Source organism: Nocardia sp. NBC_01329 (genome assembly GCF_035956715.1).
GTDB lineage: Bacteria > Actinomycetota > Actinomycetes > Mycobacteriales > Mycobacteriaceae > Nocardia.
The window spans coordinates 3,931,624-3,950,221 of record NZ_CP108381.1 but is presented as its reverse complement, the minus strand read 5'-3'; the positions used below and the strand labels follow the sequence as shown (position 1 = coordinate 3,950,221).

The 18,598-nt window shown below is 68.4% G+C and carries 18 protein-coding genes; 8 read left to right on the top strand and 10 right to left on the bottom strand.

Annotation, left to right across the window (positions count from 1 at the left end; all coding sequences use genetic code 11):
- Nucleotides 1–11 precede the first annotated feature (11 nt).
- Nucleotides 12–1,748 (bottom strand): 2-oxoglutarate dehydrogenase, E2 component, dihydrolipoamide succinyltransferase, encoded by a 1,737-nt coding sequence (gene sucB, locus OG405_RS17945; protein WP_327147625.1) that lies wholly within the window; start codon nt 1,746–1,748, stop codon nt 12–14.
- A gap of 255 nt (nt 1,749–2,003) precedes the next feature.
- Here sucB and OG405_RS17940 point away from each other — a divergent pair, with 255 nt between their 5' ends.
- Nucleotides 2,004–2,357, top strand: a complete 354-nt coding sequence (locus OG405_RS17940; protein ID WP_327147624.1) for an oxidoreductase — start codon at nt 2,004–2,006, stop codon at nt 2,355–2,357.
- Nucleotides 2,358–2,414: 57 nt separating this feature from the next.
- Here OG405_RS17940 and OG405_RS17935 read toward each other — a convergent pair whose 3' ends face one another.
- Both OG405_RS17935 and OG405_RS17930 read right to left on the bottom strand, forming a co-directional pair.
- Entirely contained in the window at nt 2,415–3,926 is a 1,512-nt protein-coding gene (locus OG405_RS17935; protein WP_327147623.1) for a leucyl aminopeptidase, read from the bottom strand.
- Nucleotides 3,927–3,935: 9 nt separating this feature from the next.
- The gene (locus tag OG405_RS17930) at nt 3,936–4,724 is read right to left on the bottom strand and encodes a TetR/AcrR family transcriptional regulator (RefSeq protein WP_327147622.1); all 789 of its coding nucleotides are present in this window, start codon (nt 4,722–4,724) and stop codon (nt 3,936–3,938) included.
- 111 nt (nt 4,725–4,835) lie between these two features.
- Between OG405_RS17930 and OG405_RS17925 the strand changes: the two genes are divergently transcribed.
- From OG405_RS17925 to OG405_RS17915, 3 genes are all read left to right on the top strand, one after another.
- Nucleotides 4,836–5,447, top strand: coding sequence for a GNAT family N-acetyltransferase (locus tag OG405_RS17925; protein ID WP_327147621.1), 612 nt, complete (start codon nt 4,836–4,838; stop codon nt 5,445–5,447).
- A gap of 82 nt (nt 5,448–5,529) precedes the next feature.
- Nucleotides 5,530–6,624 (top strand): glycine cleavage system aminomethyltransferase GcvT, encoded by a 1,095-nt coding sequence (gene gcvT, locus OG405_RS17920; protein ID WP_327147620.1) that lies wholly within the window; start codon nt 5,530–5,532, stop codon nt 6,622–6,624.
- Between the two features lie 106 nt (nt 6,625–6,730).
- Nucleotides 6,731–7,831, top strand: a complete 1,101-nt coding sequence (locus OG405_RS17915) for a branched-chain amino acid aminotransferase (protein WP_327147619.1) — start codon at nt 6,731–6,733, stop codon at nt 7,829–7,831.
- Nucleotides 7,832–7,897: 66 nt separating this feature from the next.
- Here the strand turns inward: OG405_RS17915 and OG405_RS17910 are convergent, their stop codons facing one another.
- The 6 genes from OG405_RS17910 to OG405_RS17885 form a co-directional block, all read right to left on the bottom strand.
- On the bottom strand, nt 7,898–8,611 hold the full coding sequence (locus OG405_RS17910) for an MBL fold metallo-hydrolase (RefSeq protein ID WP_327147618.1): 714 nt from the start codon (nt 8,609–8,611) through the stop codon (nt 7,898–7,900).
- 109 nt (nt 8,612–8,720) lie between these two features.
- Nucleotides 8,721–9,476 (bottom strand): adenosylcobinamide-GDP ribazoletransferase, encoded by a 756-nt coding sequence (locus tag OG405_RS17905; protein ID WP_442790578.1) that lies wholly within the window; start codon nt 9,474–9,476, stop codon nt 8,721–8,723.
- A gap of 22 nt (nt 9,477–9,498) precedes the next feature.
- Nucleotides 9,499–10,569 carry a nicotinate-nucleotide--dimethylbenzimidazole phosphoribosyltransferase gene (gene cobT / locus OG405_RS17900; protein WP_327147617.1) on the bottom strand — a complete coding sequence of 357 codons (1,071 nt, stop codon included), beginning with the start codon at nt 10,567–10,569 and terminating at the stop codon, nt 9,499–9,501.
- A gap of 162 nt (nt 10,570–10,731) precedes the next feature.
- Nucleotides 10,732–11,373 carry a maleylpyruvate isomerase family mycothiol-dependent enzyme gene (locus OG405_RS17895; protein ID WP_327147616.1) on the bottom strand — a complete coding sequence of 214 codons (642 nt, stop codon included), beginning with the start codon at nt 11,371–11,373 and terminating at the stop codon, nt 10,732–10,734.
- Between the two features lie 91 nt (nt 11,374–11,464).
- Nucleotides 11,465–12,007 (bottom strand): bifunctional adenosylcobinamide kinase/adenosylcobinamide-phosphate guanylyltransferase, encoded by a 543-nt coding sequence (locus tag OG405_RS17890; protein ID WP_327147615.1) that lies wholly within the window; start codon nt 12,005–12,007, stop codon nt 11,465–11,467.
- Between the two features lie 7 nt (nt 12,008–12,014).
- Entirely contained in the window at nt 12,015–12,695 is a 681-nt protein-coding gene (locus OG405_RS17885; protein ID WP_327147614.1) for a DUF3043 domain-containing protein, read from the bottom strand.
- A 244-nt stretch (nt 12,696–12,939) separates the two neighbouring features.
- Between OG405_RS17885 and OG405_RS17880 the strand changes: the two genes are divergently transcribed.
- Nucleotides 12,940–13,296, top strand: a complete 357-nt coding sequence (locus tag OG405_RS17880) for a HesB/IscA family protein (protein WP_327147613.1) — start codon at nt 12,940–12,942, stop codon at nt 13,294–13,296.
- Nucleotides 13,297–13,479: 183 nt separating this feature from the next.
- A complete protein-coding gene (locus tag OG405_RS17875) occupies nt 13,480–14,451 on the top strand; it encodes a carbohydrate kinase family protein (RefSeq protein WP_327152388.1) in 972 nt (323 codons plus the stop codon).
- 81 nt (nt 14,452–14,532) lie between these two features.
- Here OG405_RS17875 and asnB read toward each other — a convergent pair whose 3' ends face one another.
- Nucleotides 14,533–16,476 (bottom strand): asparagine synthase (glutamine-hydrolyzing), encoded by a 1,944-nt coding sequence (gene asnB / locus OG405_RS17870; protein WP_327147612.1) that lies wholly within the window; start codon nt 16,474–16,476, stop codon nt 14,533–14,535.
- A gap of 442 nt (nt 16,477–16,918) precedes the next feature.
- On the opposite strand from asnB, the gene ctaC reads away from it, so the two are divergent.
- Both ctaC and OG405_RS17860 read left to right on the top strand, forming a co-directional pair.
- Nucleotides 16,919–17,905: an aa3-type cytochrome oxidase subunit II gene (gene ctaC / locus OG405_RS17865; protein ID WP_327152387.1), complete on the top strand. Its 987-nt coding sequence runs from the start codon at nt 16,919–16,921 to the stop codon at nt 17,903–17,905.
- A 13-nt stretch (nt 17,906–17,918) separates the two neighbouring features.
- Complete coding sequence (locus OG405_RS17860) at nt 17,919–18,335, top strand: cytochrome c oxidase subunit 4 (protein WP_063036634.1); 417 nt, start codon at nt 17,919–17,921, stop codon at nt 18,333–18,335.
- Nucleotides 18,336–18,598 lie beyond the last annotated feature (263 nt).

Here is an 18,598-nt window from a genome sequence, read left to right as displayed (position 1 = left end):
GTCATCGCCCCTTACAGGCCGAGATCGGCCTCGAACGCCGCCTCTTCCAGGCGGTGCCGGATGGTCGTGAGGAACCGGCCGGCGTCCGCTCCGTCGATGAGGCGGTGATCGTAGGTCAGCGGCAGGTAGCACATCGACCGGACGCCGATGAACTCGCTACCGGACTCGTCGGTGACCACGGTCGGGCGCTTGACGATGGCGCCCGTGCCCAGCATCCCCGCCTGCGGCGGCAGCAGGATCGGGGTGTCGAACAGCGCGCCCTGGCTACCGATATTGGTGATGGTGAAGGTGCCGCCGGCCAGCTCGTCGGGCTTCAGGCCGCCGGTGCGGGCCCGGTTCGCGATATCGGAGATGGCGCGCGCCAGACCGGCCAGCGACAGATCGCTGGCGTTGTGGATCACCGGGGAGAGCAGACCCTGCTCGGTGTCCACCGCGATACCCAGGTGCACCGACGCGTGGTAGGTGATCTCCTTGCTGTTCATGTCGTAGCTGGCGTTGACGTTCGGGTGCACCCCGAGCGCCTCCACCACGGCCTTGGCGAAGAACGGCAGGAAGGTCAGATTCACGCCCTCGCGCTTGGCGAAATCGGCCTTGGCCTTCTTGCGCAGCGCGGCGATCTTGGTGACATCGGCCTCGTGCACCTGGGTCAGCTGCGCGGTGGTCTGCAGCGATTCCAGGGTCTTGGTCGCGGTGATCTGCCGGATCCGATTGGCCTTCTTCGTGGTACCACGCAGCGCCGCCAGCGCGGGGCTGGGGGCCGGGGCCGCCTTGGCCGGTGCCGCGGCGGGAGCGGTGGCCGCCGGTGCCGCCGCCGGAGTCTGCTTGGACTCGGCCGCGGCGAGCACGTCCTGCTTGCGGATCCGGCCGCCGACGCCCGAACCGGAGACAGACGTCAGGTCGACGCCGTTCTCCTCGGCCAGTTTGCGGACCAGCGGGGTGACGTACGGGGTCGCGCCGTTGGCAGCGGCGGACGGCGCGGGAGCTTGGGCGGCAGGGGCGGGAGCCGGTGCGGCGGCGGGAGCCGGTGCAGGTGCGGGTGCGGGAGCCGGAGCGGGTGCGGGAGCCGGAGTGGGTGCCGGTGCAGGCTCGGGAGCCGGTGCGGGGGCCGGAGCCGATCCGCTCGCGGGAGCGCCGGAGCCGATGACCCCGAGCTGACCGCCGACCTCGACCACATCGTCTTCGTCGGCGGTGATCTCCAGCAGGGTGCCCGCGACGGGGGACGGGATCTCGGTGTCGACCTTGTCGGTGGAGACCTCGAGCAGCGGCTCGTCGATCGCGACCTCGTCGCCGATCGCCTTCAGCCAGCGGGTCACGGTGCCCTCGGTGACCGATTCGCCGAGTTCCGGCATCTTCACCGAAGTGCCGGATGCCGCGGAGTCTGCGGCGGGGGCGGAGGACTGCGCGGGCGCCGGAGCCGGAGCCGGAGCGGCTTCCTGCGCGGGTTCGGCGGGCGCGGGCGCGGGTTCGGCGGCAGCCGGTTCGGGAGCCGGGGCGGGCGCGGGGGCCTCGCCGGCGTCACCGATGACACCCAGTTCGCCACCAACCTCGACGATGTCGTCTTCCTTGGCGACGATCTTCGTCAACACACCCGCCGCGGGGGACGGGATCTCGGTGTCGACCTTGTCGGTGGAGACCTCGAGCAGCGGCTCGTCGACCTCGACCGTGTCTCCTTCCTGCTTCAGCCACCGTGTCACCGTTCCCTCGGTGACGCTCTCACCAAGAGCGGGCATCTGGACGGAGAAGGCCATGTCCGTTGACTCCTCTAACTGCTCGACGGGTCTACAACAGTTCATTCCGGTGGATCCTGCCGCGGGTCGCGGTGGTGTTCCAGCCGGCGTTCATTCTGCGCGGCGCCGGAGATCCGTGTGGTTGTTGTTCCGTCCACCATCCTTGCATTCGCCGCGCGACGCGTTTTCCGGAGGGCATCCAATTCTGGTAGGTGGCACGATGGAATCACCGCCGGACGAGGCGGGATTCGGGTGGCGAGCAGGAGGTCGGCCGCAGTGGGACTACTGGACCGTTTCCGTCGTGCCACGTCCGGGCGCAGCGGTGTTTCCCGTCCGGGTGGCGCGGATAGGCGGTACCTCGCGGAATGGGTGTGCGCACATGCGGGTGTCGAGGGTTTCGTGGAGCCGAAAACCACTGTGACAGATGTCACTATTGTCCTGATTGCCGCCGACGGGGAGTGGACCCGCCGGATCGTCGGGGAGGCGGGCGCCCGCCGGGCGGCGAAGGACCTGGGTATTCCGGTGTACGACGTGGGCCGGACCGGATACCCGCAGCGGATGCGCGACTACGACGCGCGCCGGCGGATCGAGCGCCAACGGGCCGCCGAGCGTGATCTCGACGGCCTGTAGCACCTGCACAGCAGGAGTCGGCGGTGCGCCGGGCGGCCGCGCCGCCCGGACAGCTACCTACTCCGCGGCGATGTCCTCCAGGACGGCGATGAGGGTGCGGACCGGTACTCCGGTGCCGCCTTTGCCGATGTAACCGAAGGGTCCGCCGGTGTTGTAGGCCGGACCCGCGATATCGATATGGGCCCATTCGACACCGTCCGGGACGAACTCCTTCAGATAGGTACCGGCCAGGAGCATGCCGCCCCACCGGTGCGCGGAGGCGTTCACCATATCGGCGACCTTGGAGTCCAGATCGGCACGCAGTTCCTCGGGCAGCGGCATCGGCCAGCCGTGCTCGCCGACCTCCTGGGAGATCCGGGCGACCCGGTCCCGGAATTCGTCGGTGCCCATCACGCCCGGGGTACGGGTGCCCAGCGCCACTATCTGGGCGCCGGTGAGTGTGGCGACGTCGATCAGGTAGCTCGGGTCGTCTTCGCCGGCACGGACCATGGCATCGGCCAGGACGAGCCTGCCCTCGGCATCGGTGTTGGTGACCTCGATGGTGGTGCCGCCGTACTGGGTGAGCACATCACCCGGCCGTTGCGCGGTACTCGACGGCATGTTCTCCGCCATCGGCACAGTAGCGATCACCGTCACCGGCAGGCTCAGTCGCGCGGCGAGCAGGGTGGTGGCCACGACCGCCGCGGCCCCGGCCATATCCGAGGTCATGTTCTCCATGTTCGCGGCCGGTTTGATGGAGATACCGCCGGTATCGAAGGTGATGCCCTTGCCGACCAGCGCGACCTTCTTGTCACCGCCCCGATAGGTGAGCCGGACCAGGCGCGGCGGGCGTGAGGAACCCTTGCCGACTCCCAGCACGCCGCCGAAACCACCCTCTTCCAGCGCCTTCTCGTCGAGAATCTCGACTTCGAGACCTGCGCCCTCGCCCAGCAGCGCCGCGCGGCGCGCGAATTCCGCCGGGTACAGGTGGCTCGGCGGGGTGTTCACGAAATCGCGGGCGGTGGCCACGGCCTCGGCGGTGAGCTGGGCGCGCAGCAGCGCGTCGCCGCCGAAATCCGGTTCCGGGACCAGCAGTTCGACCCGGGCCAGCGGTGCGGCCTCCGGCTTCGGCGCGGATTTGGCGGACCGGAACGGGGTGAACGAATACGCGCCGAGATAGAAACCCTCCACCGCGGCGCCGATGTCCACGCCGGACAGGGTGGTGACCGCGCGCGCGACCCCGGTCAGGGAACGGGCGGCCACCCCGGCGCCGCGCCGCACCTGTTCGGCATCGATATCCGCGGCGTTGCCGAGCCCGACGGCCAGTACGCTGGCGGCGTTGTCCAGGCCGGTGGGGGCCGGAATCCGGACGAGCTGTCCGGTCTTGCCCGTGGCGCCGACGGTCGTCAACTGGTCGAGCAGCCGGGTGCGCAGGTCGGTGCCGAGTACATCGCCGAAGAGATCCCCGGGTACGAGGACGGGACCGTCATCGGTCGTGGCCAGGCCGATGACGAGGACATCGGTACCGGGTTCGATGGTCTGGGTACGTGCCAATTCCGGTCCGAGCGGACGGTCTGCGACTGCGGTCATGGCCACAGGCTATGCGGTGGGTTCCCGATGGCGCACCGCGACGCCTTCGAGCAGCATGTCCACGGCGTCGGTCAGCAGTGCGTCGAAATCGAGATCGGGCGACGGGCCCGCCGGGCCGAACACCTTGTGCAGGGCGGGGCGCGCGGCGGGGTCGGCCAGTGCGGCCAGTGCGGCCGACCTTCCGGCGACCGATTCCGGGCCGCTGAGCCGGTCGGAGCGTTCGCCGGTCCATACCAGGGCGAGTCCCTGTACGAGCGCGGAATAACTCAGATACGCCGACATCAGCTGTGTCCTGGACATATTCAATTCGTCGAGCGCGCTGAGCGTCCGTTCCAGGGTGTCGAACAGAGCCGGACCCAGCGGCGGGCGGAGCCGCGCCAGCACGGTGAGGACCCATGGATGACGGCGGTAGATCTGCCACTCCTGCTGAGCCTCGTATCCGATCCGAGCCCGCCAGCCGGCCAGATGCGGCGGCGGGGGCGGTGTTTCGGCGAGTACGAGATCGGTCATCGCGACGAGGAGCTGTTCTCGATCGTCGAAGTACCGGTACAGCGCGGCGGTGGCCACACCCAGTTCACCGGCGAGGCGGCGCATGGTCAGACCCTCGGTGCCCGAGCGGTCGGCCAGGGCGACCGCCGCATGGGTGATCGTGAGCGCCGACAACCGGCGTGGTCGCGGCCGGGGCGGGGCGGCGGGTGTCCGGCGGCGAGCCCGGTAGGCGCGGGCCTGGCAGGAGCGGGAACAGTATCGCCGCCGCCGGCCCCGGGCCGGTTGCCGCAGGGTCCCATTGCAGGTCACACACGCCGTCATACTGGTATTTCATCACACGAAATACCGTGACGAAATAGTCGTTTCTCGCAGTTCGAGCGCATAAGTTCGCTAGTGATAACACCATTCACAGGAGGCGCTATGGGAACGGAACTGACGGTGCGGCGGGCCGGCACGAGTGATCTCGAACCGCTGACGGAGGCCTTCCGGAAAGCGACCTTGGACGAGGCGGTCACCGAGTGGATCATGCGGGACTATCCCGTGGATCAGTTCCTCGACGAATGGGTCCCGCTGGTCATCGACCGAGGTCTGCGAGACGACGAGATGTGGGTGGCCGGCAGCGAGGAGGAGATCTGGGCGATTTCGCTCTGGCAGAAGCTCACCTCGGCCGACCGGCTGGTCGCCGATGCCGCCACCGCCTGGGCGCATGCCGACAGGGCACCCGATCTGCGTCCGTTGCAGCGGTCGGCCTATGTGACCGAACTGCTGTCGCGTGAGCATCCGCGCAGGTTCCCGCACAGCTATCTGGAGCTCATCATCACGGTGCCCGAGTATCGCGGCCGGGGCGCGGGCGCCGCGATCCTCACCGAACGGACCCGGCAATTCAGCGCCGCGGGACTCCCGGCGTATCTGGAGGCCAGCACCGAACGTTCGGCACGGCTCTATGCGCGGCAGGGTTTCGTCCGTACCGGCGAGGCCCACACGCTGCCGGAGGACGGTCCGACGCTGATCCCCATGTGGTTCGAGGCCTGACCGCCGCCGGACCGGCACCCGGCGGGCGGGGCCCGGCGCGGTAGGAGACCGCTCCCCGCGAGCGCCGGGATAAGCTCGCCGGGTGAACGACGCCGAGCTGAAACAGGGCCCTGTCCACGGAGTACATGTCGAACTCGGGGCGAAATTCGCGCCGTTCGGCGGCTGGGAGATGCCGGTGTCGTATACCGGGACGGTCGCCGAGCACACTGCGGTACGGGAATCGGTGGGGCTGTTCGATGTCAGTCATCTGGGGAAGGCGACCGTTCGCGGCGCCGGCGCCGCCGAATTCGTGAACTCCGCGCTGACCAACGATCTGGGACGGATCGGCCCCGGCCGGGCGCAGTACACGCTGTGCTGTACCTCCGACGGCGGGGTGGTCGACGACCTCATCGCTTACTTCGTGCGTGACGACGAGATCTTCCTGGTGCCGAACGCGGCCAATACCGCGGCGGTGGTGGAGAAGCTGGCGGCGGCCGCGCCCCCGGCGATCACGGTCACCGGAGAGCATCGCGACCACGGTGTCTTCGCCGTTCAAGGGCCGCGGTCGGTGGAGGTACTCACGGCACTCGGGCTGCCGGTCGATCTGTCCTATATGGCCTTCACCGACGCGGAATGGTCCGGCCGGACGGTGCGTGTGTGCCGGACCGGCTACACCGGTGAACACGGCTACGAATTGCTGCCGCGCTGGGATGATGCCGAGACGCTGTTCCGGGCGCTGATGGACCAGGTGCGGGCCGTCGGCGGCGAGGTCGCCGGACTCGGCGCCCGCGATACCCTCCGGACCGAGATGGGCTATCCGCTGCACGGGCACGAGCTGTCGGCCGAGATCACACCGGTGCAGGCCCGCGCCTCATGGGCGGTGGGCTGGGCCAAACCGGATTTCTGGGGCAAGGCCGCGCTCGCGGCCGAACGGGCCGCCGGCCCCCGCCGAACCCTGCTCGGCCTGGAGGCTCTCGACCGCGGTATCCCCCGCGAGCATCAGGATGTACTGGTCGACGGCGAGAAGGTCGGGGTGACCACCTCGGGCACCTTCTCGCCGACCCGGCAGATCGGGATCGCACTGGCGCTGCTGGATCCGGCGGTAACGGCCGGGACCGAGGTCGCGGTGAACGTCCGCGGGCGGTCGCTGCGCTGCACGGTGGTGCGCCCCCCGTTCGTCGAAGCACGCACCAGCTGAGACGGGGACCGGTCTACCGTGCCGGTCGCGGTCGGTGGGACCGGGGTGGGCTCGCGGAACGGACCACCGCGGATTCGGCACGAACCCAGGACATAGACTGCTGGTCATGACCGCTGCTGCACAGTTCGCCCGTATCCCTCATCCTGCGCCCACCCCGGCGCAGCGGGTACAGGAGATTCTGTCGGCCCCCGGTTTCGGCCGCTATTTCACCGACCATATGGTCACCATCGATTACACCGAGACCGACGGATGGACCAACGCGGTCGTCGAACCCTACGCCGCGCTGACCCTGGACCCGGCCACGATGGTGTTCCACTACGGCCAGGCCATTTTCGAAGGGCTCAAGGCATACCGCCAGCCGGACGGGCAGGTCGCCTGTTTCCGGATCGATGCGAACGCGGCCCGGTTCCGCCGGTCCGCGCGCCGGATGGCGATGGCTGAACTCCCCGAGGAACTGTTCATCGAATCGGTGCGCCAGCTGCTCGAGGTCGATTCGGACTGGGTCCCCGCGGCCGGTGGTGAGGAGTCGCTGTACCTGCGGCCGTTCATGTTCGCCACCGAATCGGGACTGGGCGTCAAACCTGCTTCCGCCTACAAGTACCTGCTGCTGGGTTCCCCGGCCGGCGCCTACTTTCCGCGCGGGGTGAAGCCGGTACGGGTGTGGCTGTCGACCGAGTACGTGCGGGCCGCGCCCGGCGGTACCGGGGAGGCCAAGGTGGCCGGTAACTACGCGGCCTCGCTGCTGGCGCAGGCCGAAGCCACCGCCAAGGGCTGTGATCAGGTGGTGTGGCTGGACGCGGTCGAACGCCGTTACGTCGAGGAGATGGGCACCAACAATCTGTTCTTCGTCTACGGGTCGGGATCCGATGCCCGGCTGGTGACCCCGGAACTGTCCGGGTCACTGCTGCCCGGGATCACCCGGGATTCGCTGCTGACCCTGGCCGCGGACTCCGGCTATCCGGTGACCGAGCGCAAGATCTCTGTCGAGGACTGGCGGGCGGGCGCGGAATCCGGCGAGATCACCGAGGTTTTCGCCTGTGGAACCGCGGCGGTGATCACCCCGGTCGGGTCGGTGTGCGGGCCCGACGGTGAATTCTTCGTCGGCGGTGGGGAGCCCGGCGAGGTGACCATGGCGCTGCGTGACACGCTCACCGGCATCCAGCGGGGTACCTTCGCCGATGTGCACCAGTGGATGCGGGTGCTCTGAGCATCCCCCGCGAACCGGAGGCGACCCGGGTGCCCGGCTCAGAGCCCGGCACCCGGGCATCACTGATCAGCCCGGCATGAGGGCGTGCCATTCGCCGAGCGATTGCGGGCGCAGTACGTAATTGTTGTCGCGGATCGCGTCCAGGGAGGCATGCGGGTCCGGGGAGTACCAGTGCCCGGGGTAGACCTCCGGATTGATCGGCATATCCGCCAGGTAGCGCAGGCTGCGGAACATGGTGTCGGAGTCCCCACCCGGGAAATCGGTGCGTCCACAGCCGTCGATGAACAGGGTGTCGCCGGCGATCAGCTTGTCGTCGACCAGGAAGCACTGGCTGCCGGGGGTGTGGCCCGGGGTGTGCAGGAATTCGATATCGAACGCGCCGACACTCAGTGTGTCCCCGTGCCCGTGGGCCGTGAGTTCGCTCGGGGCGATACCGGTGACATCGGCCACCCAGGTTTTCTCCTGATCGTTCACGTGCACCGGAACGGTGGCCTGTTCGAGCAGTTCCCGGACTCCGCGCAGGGTGAACCCCATCATGCTGCCGCCGATATGGTCCGGGTGATGGTGGGTTACCAGCACGCCGGACAGTTTCAATCCGTCGTTCTCGGCGATATCGGCCAGATCGCCGGCCGCGTAGGCCGGATCGACGACGACGCATTCACCGGTGTCCCGGTCACCGACCAGATAGGCGAAATTGCGCATCTGCGTGGCGATGGGATCTCCCACGGCGAAATCCCGGCCGGCCAGAAGTTGACGGAAGTAGAGGCGCTCGGCTGACATACCCCCACCTTATGGGCAGCGCCGCCTCGGCGAGAGGCTGCGTTCGCAATATTGAGGCCAGGTGACATCAGACGGTCCGGGTTTTGTGGACCGGACCGAGATTACCGACTCAGACAGAGTTCACGGCGACCGCGAACCCCAGTGCGGCCAGTGCGGTGGCGAGTTCCACTGCCGCGCCGAGCAGATCACCGGAAAGCCCGCCGATCCGGCGGACACCGTGATCGACCAGGCGCACGGCGGCGGCCAGGGCCACCAGCGTGATCAGCGGGCCGGCCCACGGCAGCTCCGGTACCGCGAAGACCGCCACTACCGCGGTCGCCGTCACCCAGCCGAATACGACAGACCGGGACTGGGTCCCGGCGACCATCGCACCGAACCAGGCATCCGGCGCGGGTCCGATTCCACGGCGGCAGGCCGCGACCACCGCGACCCGCCCCAGACCCACAGCCACCACGACCGCCGCCCAGCGGCCGGTGGTCGCCAGCGCGGTGAACGCCCCGGCCTGGACGCCGGCCGCCAGTACGATCGCGGCGACCCCGAACGGCCCCGCGCCACCGCTTTTCATGACCTCGCGAGCTCGTTCGGGCGACCCGTAGACTCCGAGCCCGTCGAAAGTATCGGCCAAACCGTCCAGATGCATCCCCCTGGTCAGCAGCGCCAGCACCGCCACTGCGACGAACCCGGCCGCGATGCCCGCGGGATGCAGGACCCAGAGCACCGCCGCGGCGGCGAGACCGAGTGCCGCCCCGGCTACCGGGGCCAGTGCGATGGCGCGCCCGGCCGCGCGACTGTCCACCTCGCTCGGGCCGCGGACCGGCAGCACCGTGAGCCAGGAGAAGGTCAGACGAAGCGGTGCGGGCATCATCGCTGTCGTCTCATCGCGCCGGTCATTTCCGGAGGTCGACAGCGGCGGTTCCGGTAGCCGTGCTGACACCCGCGTCGGCGAAGGTCGCCATCTCCGCGAGAACCGCGACGGCGGCCCGCAATACGGGCAGGGCGGTGAGCGCCCCCGAGCCCTCACCGAGTCGCATTTCCAAGTCGAGCACCGGAGTGAGTTTCAGTTTGGCCAGCGCCTCGGCATGCGCGGGTTCGGTGGAACGGTGTGCGGCCACCCACCAGTTCACCGCGCCCGCGGCCAGATCCTCGGCGACCAGCGCGGCCGCCGTGACGATCAACCCGTCGAGCAGCACCGGGGTACGCCGGGCGGCGGCCCGGGCCAAAAACCCGGTCATCGCGGCGATATCGGCACCGCCGGCAACGCGCAACAGTTCGATACCGTCGCGGGCGACGGGGCGGGCCCGCCACATGGCGTCCCGGACGGCGGCCACCTTGCGCATCCAGCCGTGATCGTCGACGCCCGTGCCGCGGCCGACCGCCCGGACCGGTTCCACCCCGGTGAGAGTGGCGATGAGCGCGGTTGCGGGGGTGGTGTTGCCGATCCCCATATCCCCGGCCACCAGCAGATCGGCCCCGCTGTCGATCTCCTCGTCGGCGATCGCCGACCCGGCGGCGAGCGCGGCGGCGACCTCGTCGGCCGTGAGCGCGTCCTCGCGGTCGATCGCCCCGCTGGACCGGCGCACCTTATGAGTGCTCACGGCAGGATCGGTATCGGCGTCCACCGCGATATCCACCACCCGCACGGTGGCCCCCGCGATCCCGGCCAAGGCGTTCACCGCGGCCCCGCCCGCCCGGAAATTGGCGACCATCTGCGGGGTCACCTCGCTGGGAAACGCCGACACGCCGTGCCGTGCCACACCGTGGTCACCGGCGAATACCACTACACGTGCCCGGTCGAACTGTTTCGGCGGACAGACGCCCTGACAGGCGGCCACCCAGTTACCCAGTTCCTCGAGCCGGCCCAGCGATCCCGGCGGCTTGGTCAGCGACGCCTGCCGTTGTTCGGCAGCCGCGCGGGCGTCTGCATCCGGCGGGGCAACGGGTGCGAATCCCTCTGTCACTGTTCGAGCCTTCCGATCGGGTGCTGTCGCGGCGGCACGGGCCGCGGGATCGCTCCCGGTGGCCGGCGTCCTACCTTCGGACAATATTGCCCGCCGCGCGCCGCGTGTCGTGCGGCGCCCGGCCGAGCGCAGTCGCGGGGAAGTATCCGGTGTGGTCGGGGGTCAGGCTCCTGTTCGATCGCGCAGGATCGCCACGCCCGGGCCGGTGAGTTCGGCGCAGTAGCGGGAACGACCGGCCAGCGCCATGACCAGTGCGAGAGTAGTGCCGCTCACCTCCGGCCCGGAGCCGGTATCGAACGGGCTGTCGGTGGCCCGCAGGTGCAGACCTTCGGCGGCGGTGCGGCCGTTGACCGTGAAATCACGTGCGGCGAAGAAACGGGCGACTTCGGTCACCGAGGTGAGGGCGGGCGCGCCGGGCAGCCCGAGCGGTGTGCGGATATCGGTGCCGTGCACCACGATCTCACCGAGCCAGGCAGGGGTGTGCCCGGACGGCGCGATGGTGTTCGGGACCGCGGCCCGGAACCGGGCAAGCGTCTCTGCCGGATCGGCACCCCGGAACTCGTGCATACGCCGCTGATTGTGCAGATCGGCATCGAAGCGGGCGCCGAGCATGCTGCGGATCCAGCGCATACGTCCGATATTCGCCGCTGCGGTGAGATGGGCGACCACCTCTTCCACCGACCACCGGCCGCACAGGGACGGAGCCGACCACTGGTGCGGGGTAAGGGCGGCGAGTTCGTCGGCGAGGGCGGCGCGTTCCCGATGGATGGACGCCCAGATATCAGCGCGCGACATGGTCTGCATCGCCCGATTCAAGCACCGCACTCCGACAACGGAGCCGGTTCGTGCGGCGCTGCGGGAGTGCGTGTCCGGATCGGATCGAACCCGGCCCGGCTCATTTCAGGCGCATCGGCAGACCGGCCACCACGAGAAAGGCCGCATCGCAGATCTGGGCCAGCCGCTGATTCAGAGTGCCGATCTCGTCGCGGAACAGGCGACCGGATCGGGTCGCGGGGATCACGCCCAGCCCGACCTCGGGGGAGACGATCACCAGCCGGTCTCGATACCCGGTGACAGCCTCGACGAGAACGTCGGTATCCGCAGTGATGGTGCCGCGTGGGGCGTCCCAGGCGGCGCGGGCGTCGAGCCGGGCCGTCAGCCACGTGCCGATATCGTCCACCAGGGTGGCACCGGGATGGGCGGTGGCCAGCTCGGCCGCCGGATCGGCGGCGTCGACCACCGTCCAGTACGCCGGGCGGCGCGCCCGGTGCGCGGCGATCCGGGCGGTGAAATCGGTATCCGCGGGGTCGGGGATCGCGGTGGCCAGATAGCGGACCTCGCCGTCGGCGACGAGAGATTCGGCGAACGCGGATTTACCCGAACGCGCGCCCCCGAGCACAAGAGTGCGCTGTCCGAGGGGCGAGACGGGGCGGGACACCCGTGGATCAGATCGCGTCGCCAGGCGAGACGCGCGGCTTCGGGGCGCGCATCTTGCGCATCTGCGAAGCGCGAACGAACGCGTACCAGCCGAGCCGGAATCCGGTATCGGTGGATTTCGGGAAGCGCTCCCGGACCCGGCGGTTGACGATCCGGCCGAGCAGGAACCCCTCGGCGATCATGAACACCATCATGACCAGCATCGCCAGTGTGATGATCGACTGCCACGCGGGCGCCGCGAACATGGACAGGATCAGCAGCAGTGCCATCGGCATGAACAGTCCGACCAGATTGCGGCGGCCGTCGACGATATCGCGGACGAACGAACGCACCGGGCCCTGGTCGCGGGGCAGCAGGTACTTGTCCTCACCCGCGAGCATCCGGGCACGACGATCCTGCGCGGCGGCGCGGCGTTCCGCGGAGGCCGTCTTGCGGTCCTCCTTGGAACCTCGGGTCTCCTTACGGCGAGCGCGCGCTTCCTTCGAGGTCATGGGGGGCGGGGCCACCGGGCCGCGGCGCCTGCCCTCGGCTTCGCGCCGACTCGGAGTGGGCCGGCCCTTGCCCGCCGTGGGCGCGGCTTTGGCCGGGGGTGCATCGGCCTCGGCGGCGCTCGCGGTGGCGGTTGCGGCCCGCGAGCCGTCAGCGGGCGCGTCGGTGCCGCTGGGCTCACCGCGTCGGAACAACTTCACGGTAACCAGGCTAATCGGTCGCCCGCCCCGGTGGTGAACGGGGCGGTAGCCGGGGTGTGGCCGATCACGCGTCGCACCGGTCGTGGCCGGGCTCACTTCGGACCCGGCACCGGATGCGGCACGGTGGTGTGGCCGTGAGCCCCAGAGATGGCAAGATGGGGAATAGCAGCCCGTCCGAGGGTGTTGCAACACCCGGGAACCGTGCGCTGTTCACGGACCGACCACGCTGTCCATAGGAGAGTTCATGAGTGTGCAGAACGACACCGCCACCACCACCCACGGTGTGAAGCTGACCGATGCTGCCGCGGACAAGGCCAAGGCGCTGCTCGATCAGGAGGGCCGGGACGACCTCGCGCTGCGGATCGCGGTGCAGCCGGGCGGCTGCGCGGGTCTGCGCTACCAGCTCTTCTTCGACGACCGCATCCTCGACGGCGACCTGACCGCGGAGTTCGGCGGCGTCAAACTCGCCGTCGACCGGATGAGCGCGCCCTACGTGCAGGGTGCCGCGATCGACTTCGTCGATACGATCGAGAAGCAGGGCTTCACCATCGACAACCCGAACGCCACCGGCTCCTGCGCCTGCGGCGACTCGTTCAACTGAGTGCCCCCGGGCCGGTGACAGCGCCGGTCCGGCACTCACGGTTACACCGGGTTACGCGGCGGTCGACAATGTCGCGAGGCCGGTTACGACACGTAGTCGTAGCCCCGGCGAATTGATACGGTGAACGGGGGCAAAGCTCCGTTCACTTTCTTGTTCGCGCTGATTCCGAAGGGGCCCACCTACGTGTCCATTGCTGTATCCGCGTCTATCGCGACCGACCACCTCATGCGTTTCTCCGGTCGGTTCGCCGATGTACTGCTGCCCGATCAGCTCGAGCATGTCTCGCTGAGTTTTCTCGTCGACGACCTCGTGATCCGCCGTGGCGGGGTCGCGGGGAACATCGCTTACGCCATGGGTCTGCTCGGGCAGTCGCCCCTGCTGGTCGGTGCGGTGGGACGCGATTTCGCCGAGTACCGGCAGTGGCTGGAATCCCACGGGGTGGACTGCTCGGTCGTCCGGGTGTCCGATTCCGCGCACACCGCCCGTTTCGTCTGCACCACCGATGAGGACATGGCGCAGATCGCCTCCTTCTATCCCGGCGCGATGAGCGAGGCGGGCGATATCTCGCTCATGGCGATGGCCGAGGAACGCAACCTCGATCTGGTGCTGGTCGGCGCCAACGACCCCGAGGCGATGCTGCGGCATACCGCCGAATGCCGCGAACTGGGTATCCCGTTCGCCGCCGACCCCTCCCAGCAGCTTGCGCGCCTGGACGGGGATCAAGCCGCCCAACTGATCGAGGGCAGCACCTACCTGTTCACCAACGAGTACGAATGGGGCCTGCTCAAGCAGAAGACCGGCCTCACCGAGGGCGAGATCGCCACCCGGGTGGGCGTCCGGGTCACCACCCTCGGCAAGGACGGGGTCCTGGTGGTCGATACCGACGGCAGCGAGGTGCGGGTCGAGGCGGTACCCGAGAACGCCAAGGTCGATCCGACCGGCGTCGGTGACGCGTTCCGGGCCGGCTTCCTGACCGCGCATACCGCGGGCCTGAGCATCGAACGCGCGGCCCAGCTGGGATCGCTGGTCGCGGTACTCGTCCTGGAGACGGTGGGCACCCAGGAATGGACTCTGGACGCCGATGCCGCGCTCAAACGGCTCGGTGAGGCCTACGGCGCCGAGGCGGCCGCGGAGATCGAACCGCTGCTGCGCTGAGAAGCCGGTCGACCGACGTACGAAGAGCCCCGCTAACGATCGTGAGCGGGGCTCTTCGGTGTCGTCCGGCGACCTGAGCGGCTAGACCTGCACCGGGTAGGTCGGTTCGGCGATCTCCGGTTTGATGCGATCCTCCACGAAGATCCCGTGCCAGATCATGAACACCAGCAGCGTCCACAGGCGCCGGCTGTGATCGGAATCCCCGGCCCGGTGCGCATCGAGCATCGCGGTGACCGCGGCCTTGTCCAGCAGATGATCGGTCTGCGATTCGGCGATCTGCTGCCGGGCCCAGTCGTAGAGTTCGGTGCCGCGCAGCCAGTGCCGCAGCGGTACCGGGAACCCCAGCTTGGCGCGATGCAGCACATGGCCGGGCACGATGCCCTCGAGAGCCTGACGCAGCGCGTACTTGGTGGTTTCCTTGGTGATCTTCTGTTCCAGCGGGATCTGCTCGGCCACGCGGAAGACCTCGGAGTCCAGGAACGGCACCCGCAGTTCCAGCGAATTCGCCATGGTGATCTTGTCGGCTTTGACCAGGATGTCACCGCGCAACCAGGTGTACAGGTCCAGATGCTGCATCCGCGTCACCGGGTCCCAGCCGGCCGACTGCGCGTAGATCGGCGCCGTGACGTCCTGGTGTGTCCACTCCGGGCGGAACTCGCGCAGCACCGACCGCAATTGCGCATCGCTGAAGCTGCGGGCATTCCCGTAGTAACGCTGTTCGAGAGTGAGCGAACCGCGGTGCAGCAGGCTCTTGCCACGAGTGCCGTCCGGGATCAGCTCGGAGACCTTGCCGGCCAGCCGGCGCACACCGCGGGGCAGCTTCTCGAACGGAGCGAGCGAGAGCGGCTCGCGATAGATGGTGTAACCACCGAACAGTTCGTCGGCACCTTCACCCGAGAGCACGACCTTGACGTGCTTACGTGCCTCTTTCGCGACGAAATACAGCGGCACCAGCGCCGGATCGGCCACCGGGTCGTCGAGGTACCAGACGATTTCCGGGATGGCGGCGGCGAACTCGGCGGGGGAGACGACCTTGACGATATGCCGGGCGCCGATCGCGGCGGCACTCTCCGCGGCCACATCGACCTCGGAATAACCCTCGCGCTCGAACCCGGTGGTGAAGGTGATCAGGTTCGGGTTGTGCCGCATCGCCAGCGCCGCGATGGCAGTGGAGTCGATACCGCCGGACAGGAACGAGCCCACGGTGACATCGGCACGCATATGTTTGGCGACCGAATCCTCGAGCGCCGCGGCGATCTCCCGGTAACGGGTCTGTTCGGATCCCGCGGTGAACGGCCGCACCCCGAATCCGGGCACGAAGTAGCGGCTGATCTCCGGCGAAGACCCGGGACGGACCACCGCGTAGCTGCCCGATTCCAGTCGGCGGATACCGGCATGCAGGGTCTCGGGCTCCGGGACGTACTGCAGCACGGTGTAGTGCTCCAGGGCCCGATGGTCGAGTGATTCGTCGAGACCCAGATCGGCCAGCAGTGCCAGCAGACTCTTCTTCTCGCTGCCGAACGCGGTGCCACCCGGGCCGGTGGCCAGGAAGAGCGGTTTGATACCGAAGGAATCACGGGCGAGGAACAGCTCCCGGGTCCGGGTGTCCCAGATCGCGAACGCGAACATTCCCCGCAGCCGCCGAACCGCCTCGGGGCCCCAATAATGGAACGCCGCGACGATGGCCTCGCCGTCGCCCTCGGTCGCGAACATGGGTTCGTCGCCGAACTCGGCCGCATGCTCGCGGGCCAATTCTTCGCGCAACTCCAGGTAGTTGTAGATCTCGCCGTTGAAGGTCAGCGCATAACGCTGCCGGTCATCGGCCGGGCCCCAGCGCAGCGGCTGGTGCGAATGCTCGATATCGATGATCGAGAGCCGGTTGAAGCCGAAGATCAGCTGGTCGTCGTGCCAGGTGCCGCGCTCGTCCGGGCCGCGGTGCCGCACACAGTGCAGGGCGTCGTACACCCGCTCCACCGTTTCCGGGGCAGCCGTATCGGACGTCAGATATCCGAGCAGTCCACACACTGCGGCACTAACCTCGTTTCCACTGGTCGGGGATCCGCGCCGGGGGAGCCGGCACGGTAGGTGAAATCTAGTGTCCGAGTATGCCGCACGCATCGATTCCCCGTGCGATACACCTCCGCTCGGCCGGTCCGCCACCGTACGGAGTGTCGAAGCCGACCCGACGGCGTACCGGGCGCGTGTTTGGTCTACGCTGCGTAGTACTCGGACTCTTCCGGGTGGTGACGCGTGGTGCGCGGAGCCGCCCCGAGAAGCCCGGATGAGCTATTTGTCCGTACCCCCGGCGGCGGGTCCGCCGGGGCGTGCGATGTCGGAATGTGTGGCGACCAGGAAGGCGTTGAGCGTGGCGCACAAGGCGAGCGACGAGATCGGGGCACGGCCTGCCCGGCGGCGGGGTCGTGTCCTGCGGCGGGCCGGACTGGTGGTATCCCTCGGGATCACCACCATGCTCGTTTCCGGCTGCTCGATCGACAATGTGTGGTTGCGGTTCGGCTGGCCTTCGGGTGTCACTCCGCAGGCGCACCGGATGCGGGAACTGTGGACCTGGTCGGTGGTCGCCGCCCTCATCATGGGTGTGCTGGTCTGGGGCCTGACCTTCTGGACCGTGGTCTTCCACCGCAAGAAGAAGAACGCGCCGGAGTTCCCCCGGCAGACCGGCTACAACGTGCCGCTCGAACTGACCTACACCGCGATCCCGTTCGTCATCATCGCGGTGCTGTTCTACTTCACCGTGGTCGTGCAGAACTACGTGCACGAGAAAGTCGACAACCCGGATGTGGTCGTCGACGTGACCGCGTTCCAGTGGAACTGGAAGTTCGGCTACCGCGATGTCGACCTGCAGAACGGATTCACCTACAACGGTGTCGACACCGTTCGCGAGGACGCCAACCAGCAGCAGCTGCAGGAATACGCCGGGCGCACCAACGAAGAGGGCCATCCGCAGCCCGGTCCGGTGCACGGCCGTCCCGAGAACGACATTCTTTCGTTCCTGCACTACAACAAGATCGAAACGATCGGCAGCAGCACCGAGGTGCCCGTCCTGGTGCTCCCCACGGGCAAGGTCATCGAGTTCCAGCTGGCCGCCGCTGACGTCATTCACGCGTTCTGGGTTCCGGAGTTCCTGTTCAAACGGGACGTGATGCCGAACCCGAAGGAGAACAACTCCGACAACGTCTTCCAGATCAGTGAGATCGACCGGGAAGGCGCCTTCGTGGGCCGCTGCGCGGAAATGTGCGGCACGTTCCACTCGATGATGAACTTCGAGGTCCGTGCGGTCTCGCCGGACAAGTTCCAGCGCTACATCCAGGCGCGGGAATCGGGGATGACCAACGCCGCCGCGCTCGAGTCCATCGGCGAATCGCCGGTTGCCACCTCGACCCAGCCGTTCAACACCGATCGCACGGTGAAGACCGACACCACAGAGAGCAAGTGAGGACTGATCTGAGATGAGGATCGAAGCACGGTTGTTCGAGCTGCTCACGGTGTTCTTCATTCTCGTGGGCGTCATCTACGGCTTCTTCACCGCCCAGTCGCGGACCGGGATCGAATGGGCCGGCACCACGGCGATCGTCCTGACCGCGGGCTTGTCGCTGATCATCGGCACCTATTTCCGCTTCGTGGCCCGCCGGCTCGACCTGCGGCCCGAAGACTACGAGGACGCCGAGATCGTCGACGGCGCCGGTGATCTGGGCTTCTTCTCACCCGGTAGCTTCTGGCCCATCCTGCTGGCCGGTGCCGCCTCGGTGACCGCGCTGGGCTTCGCCTTCTTCGAGCCGTGGCTGCTCGGACTCGGTGTCATCCTGGTCCTGACCGCGGCCGGGGGCTTGGTCTTCGAGTACTACCTGGGCCCCGAGAAGCACTGAATCTATTTGCCCCGCCTCCGGCGGGGCGGGGCTGTGTCTATCTGCCCCGCCTTCGGCGGGGCGGGTCGGGGCCCTATTAACCCCGGTTCTTCACTCCTACGCTCAGTCGCTGCGTTCCATCGCTTCGTCGCTCCAGAACCGGGGCGGGCCCCGACTGTGTTTGTTTGCCCCGCCTGCGGCGGGGCTGTCGGGGCCCTCGTGACCCCGGTTCTTCACTCCGGCGCTCAGTCGCTGCGCTCCATCGCTCTGTCGCTCCAGAACCG

Coding starts and splice junctions, on each gene's coding strand:
- sucB (WP_327147625.1), bottom strand. CDS start 1,748: ATGGCCTTCTCCGTCCAGATGCCCGCTCTTGGTGAGAGCGTCACCGAG.
- OG405_RS17935 (WP_327147623.1), bottom strand. CDS start 3,926: ATGACCGCAGTCGCAGACCGTCCGCTCGGACCGGAATTGGCACGTACC.
- OG405_RS17925 (WP_327147621.1), top strand. CDS start 4,836: ATGGGAACGGAACTGACGGTGCGGCGGGCCGGCACGAGTGATCTCGAA.
- OG405_RS17915 (WP_327147619.1), top strand. CDS start 6,731: ATGACCGCTGCTGCACAGTTCGCCCGTATCCCTCATCCTGCGCCCACC.
- OG405_RS17910 (WP_327147618.1), bottom strand. CDS start 8,611: ATGTCAGCCGAGCGCCTCTACTTCCGTCAACTTCTGGCCGGCCGGGAT.
- OG405_RS17905 (WP_442790578.1), bottom strand. CDS start 9,476: ATGATGCCCGCACCGCTTCGTCTGACCTTCTCCTGGCTCACGGTGCTG.
- OG405_RS17895 (WP_327147616.1), bottom strand. CDS start 11,373: ATGCAGACCATGTCGCGCGCTGATATCTGGGCGTCCATCCATCGGGAA.
- OG405_RS17880 (WP_327147613.1), top strand. CDS start 12,940: ATGAGTGTGCAGAACGACACCGCCACCACCACCCACGGTGTGAAGCTG.
- ctaC (WP_327152387.1), top strand. CDS start 16,919: ATGCTCGTTTCCGGCTGCTCGATCGACAATGTGTGGTTGCGGTTCGGC.
- OG405_RS17860 (WP_063036634.1), top strand. CDS start 17,919: ATGAGGATCGAAGCACGGTTGTTCGAGCTGCTCACGGTGTTCTTCATT.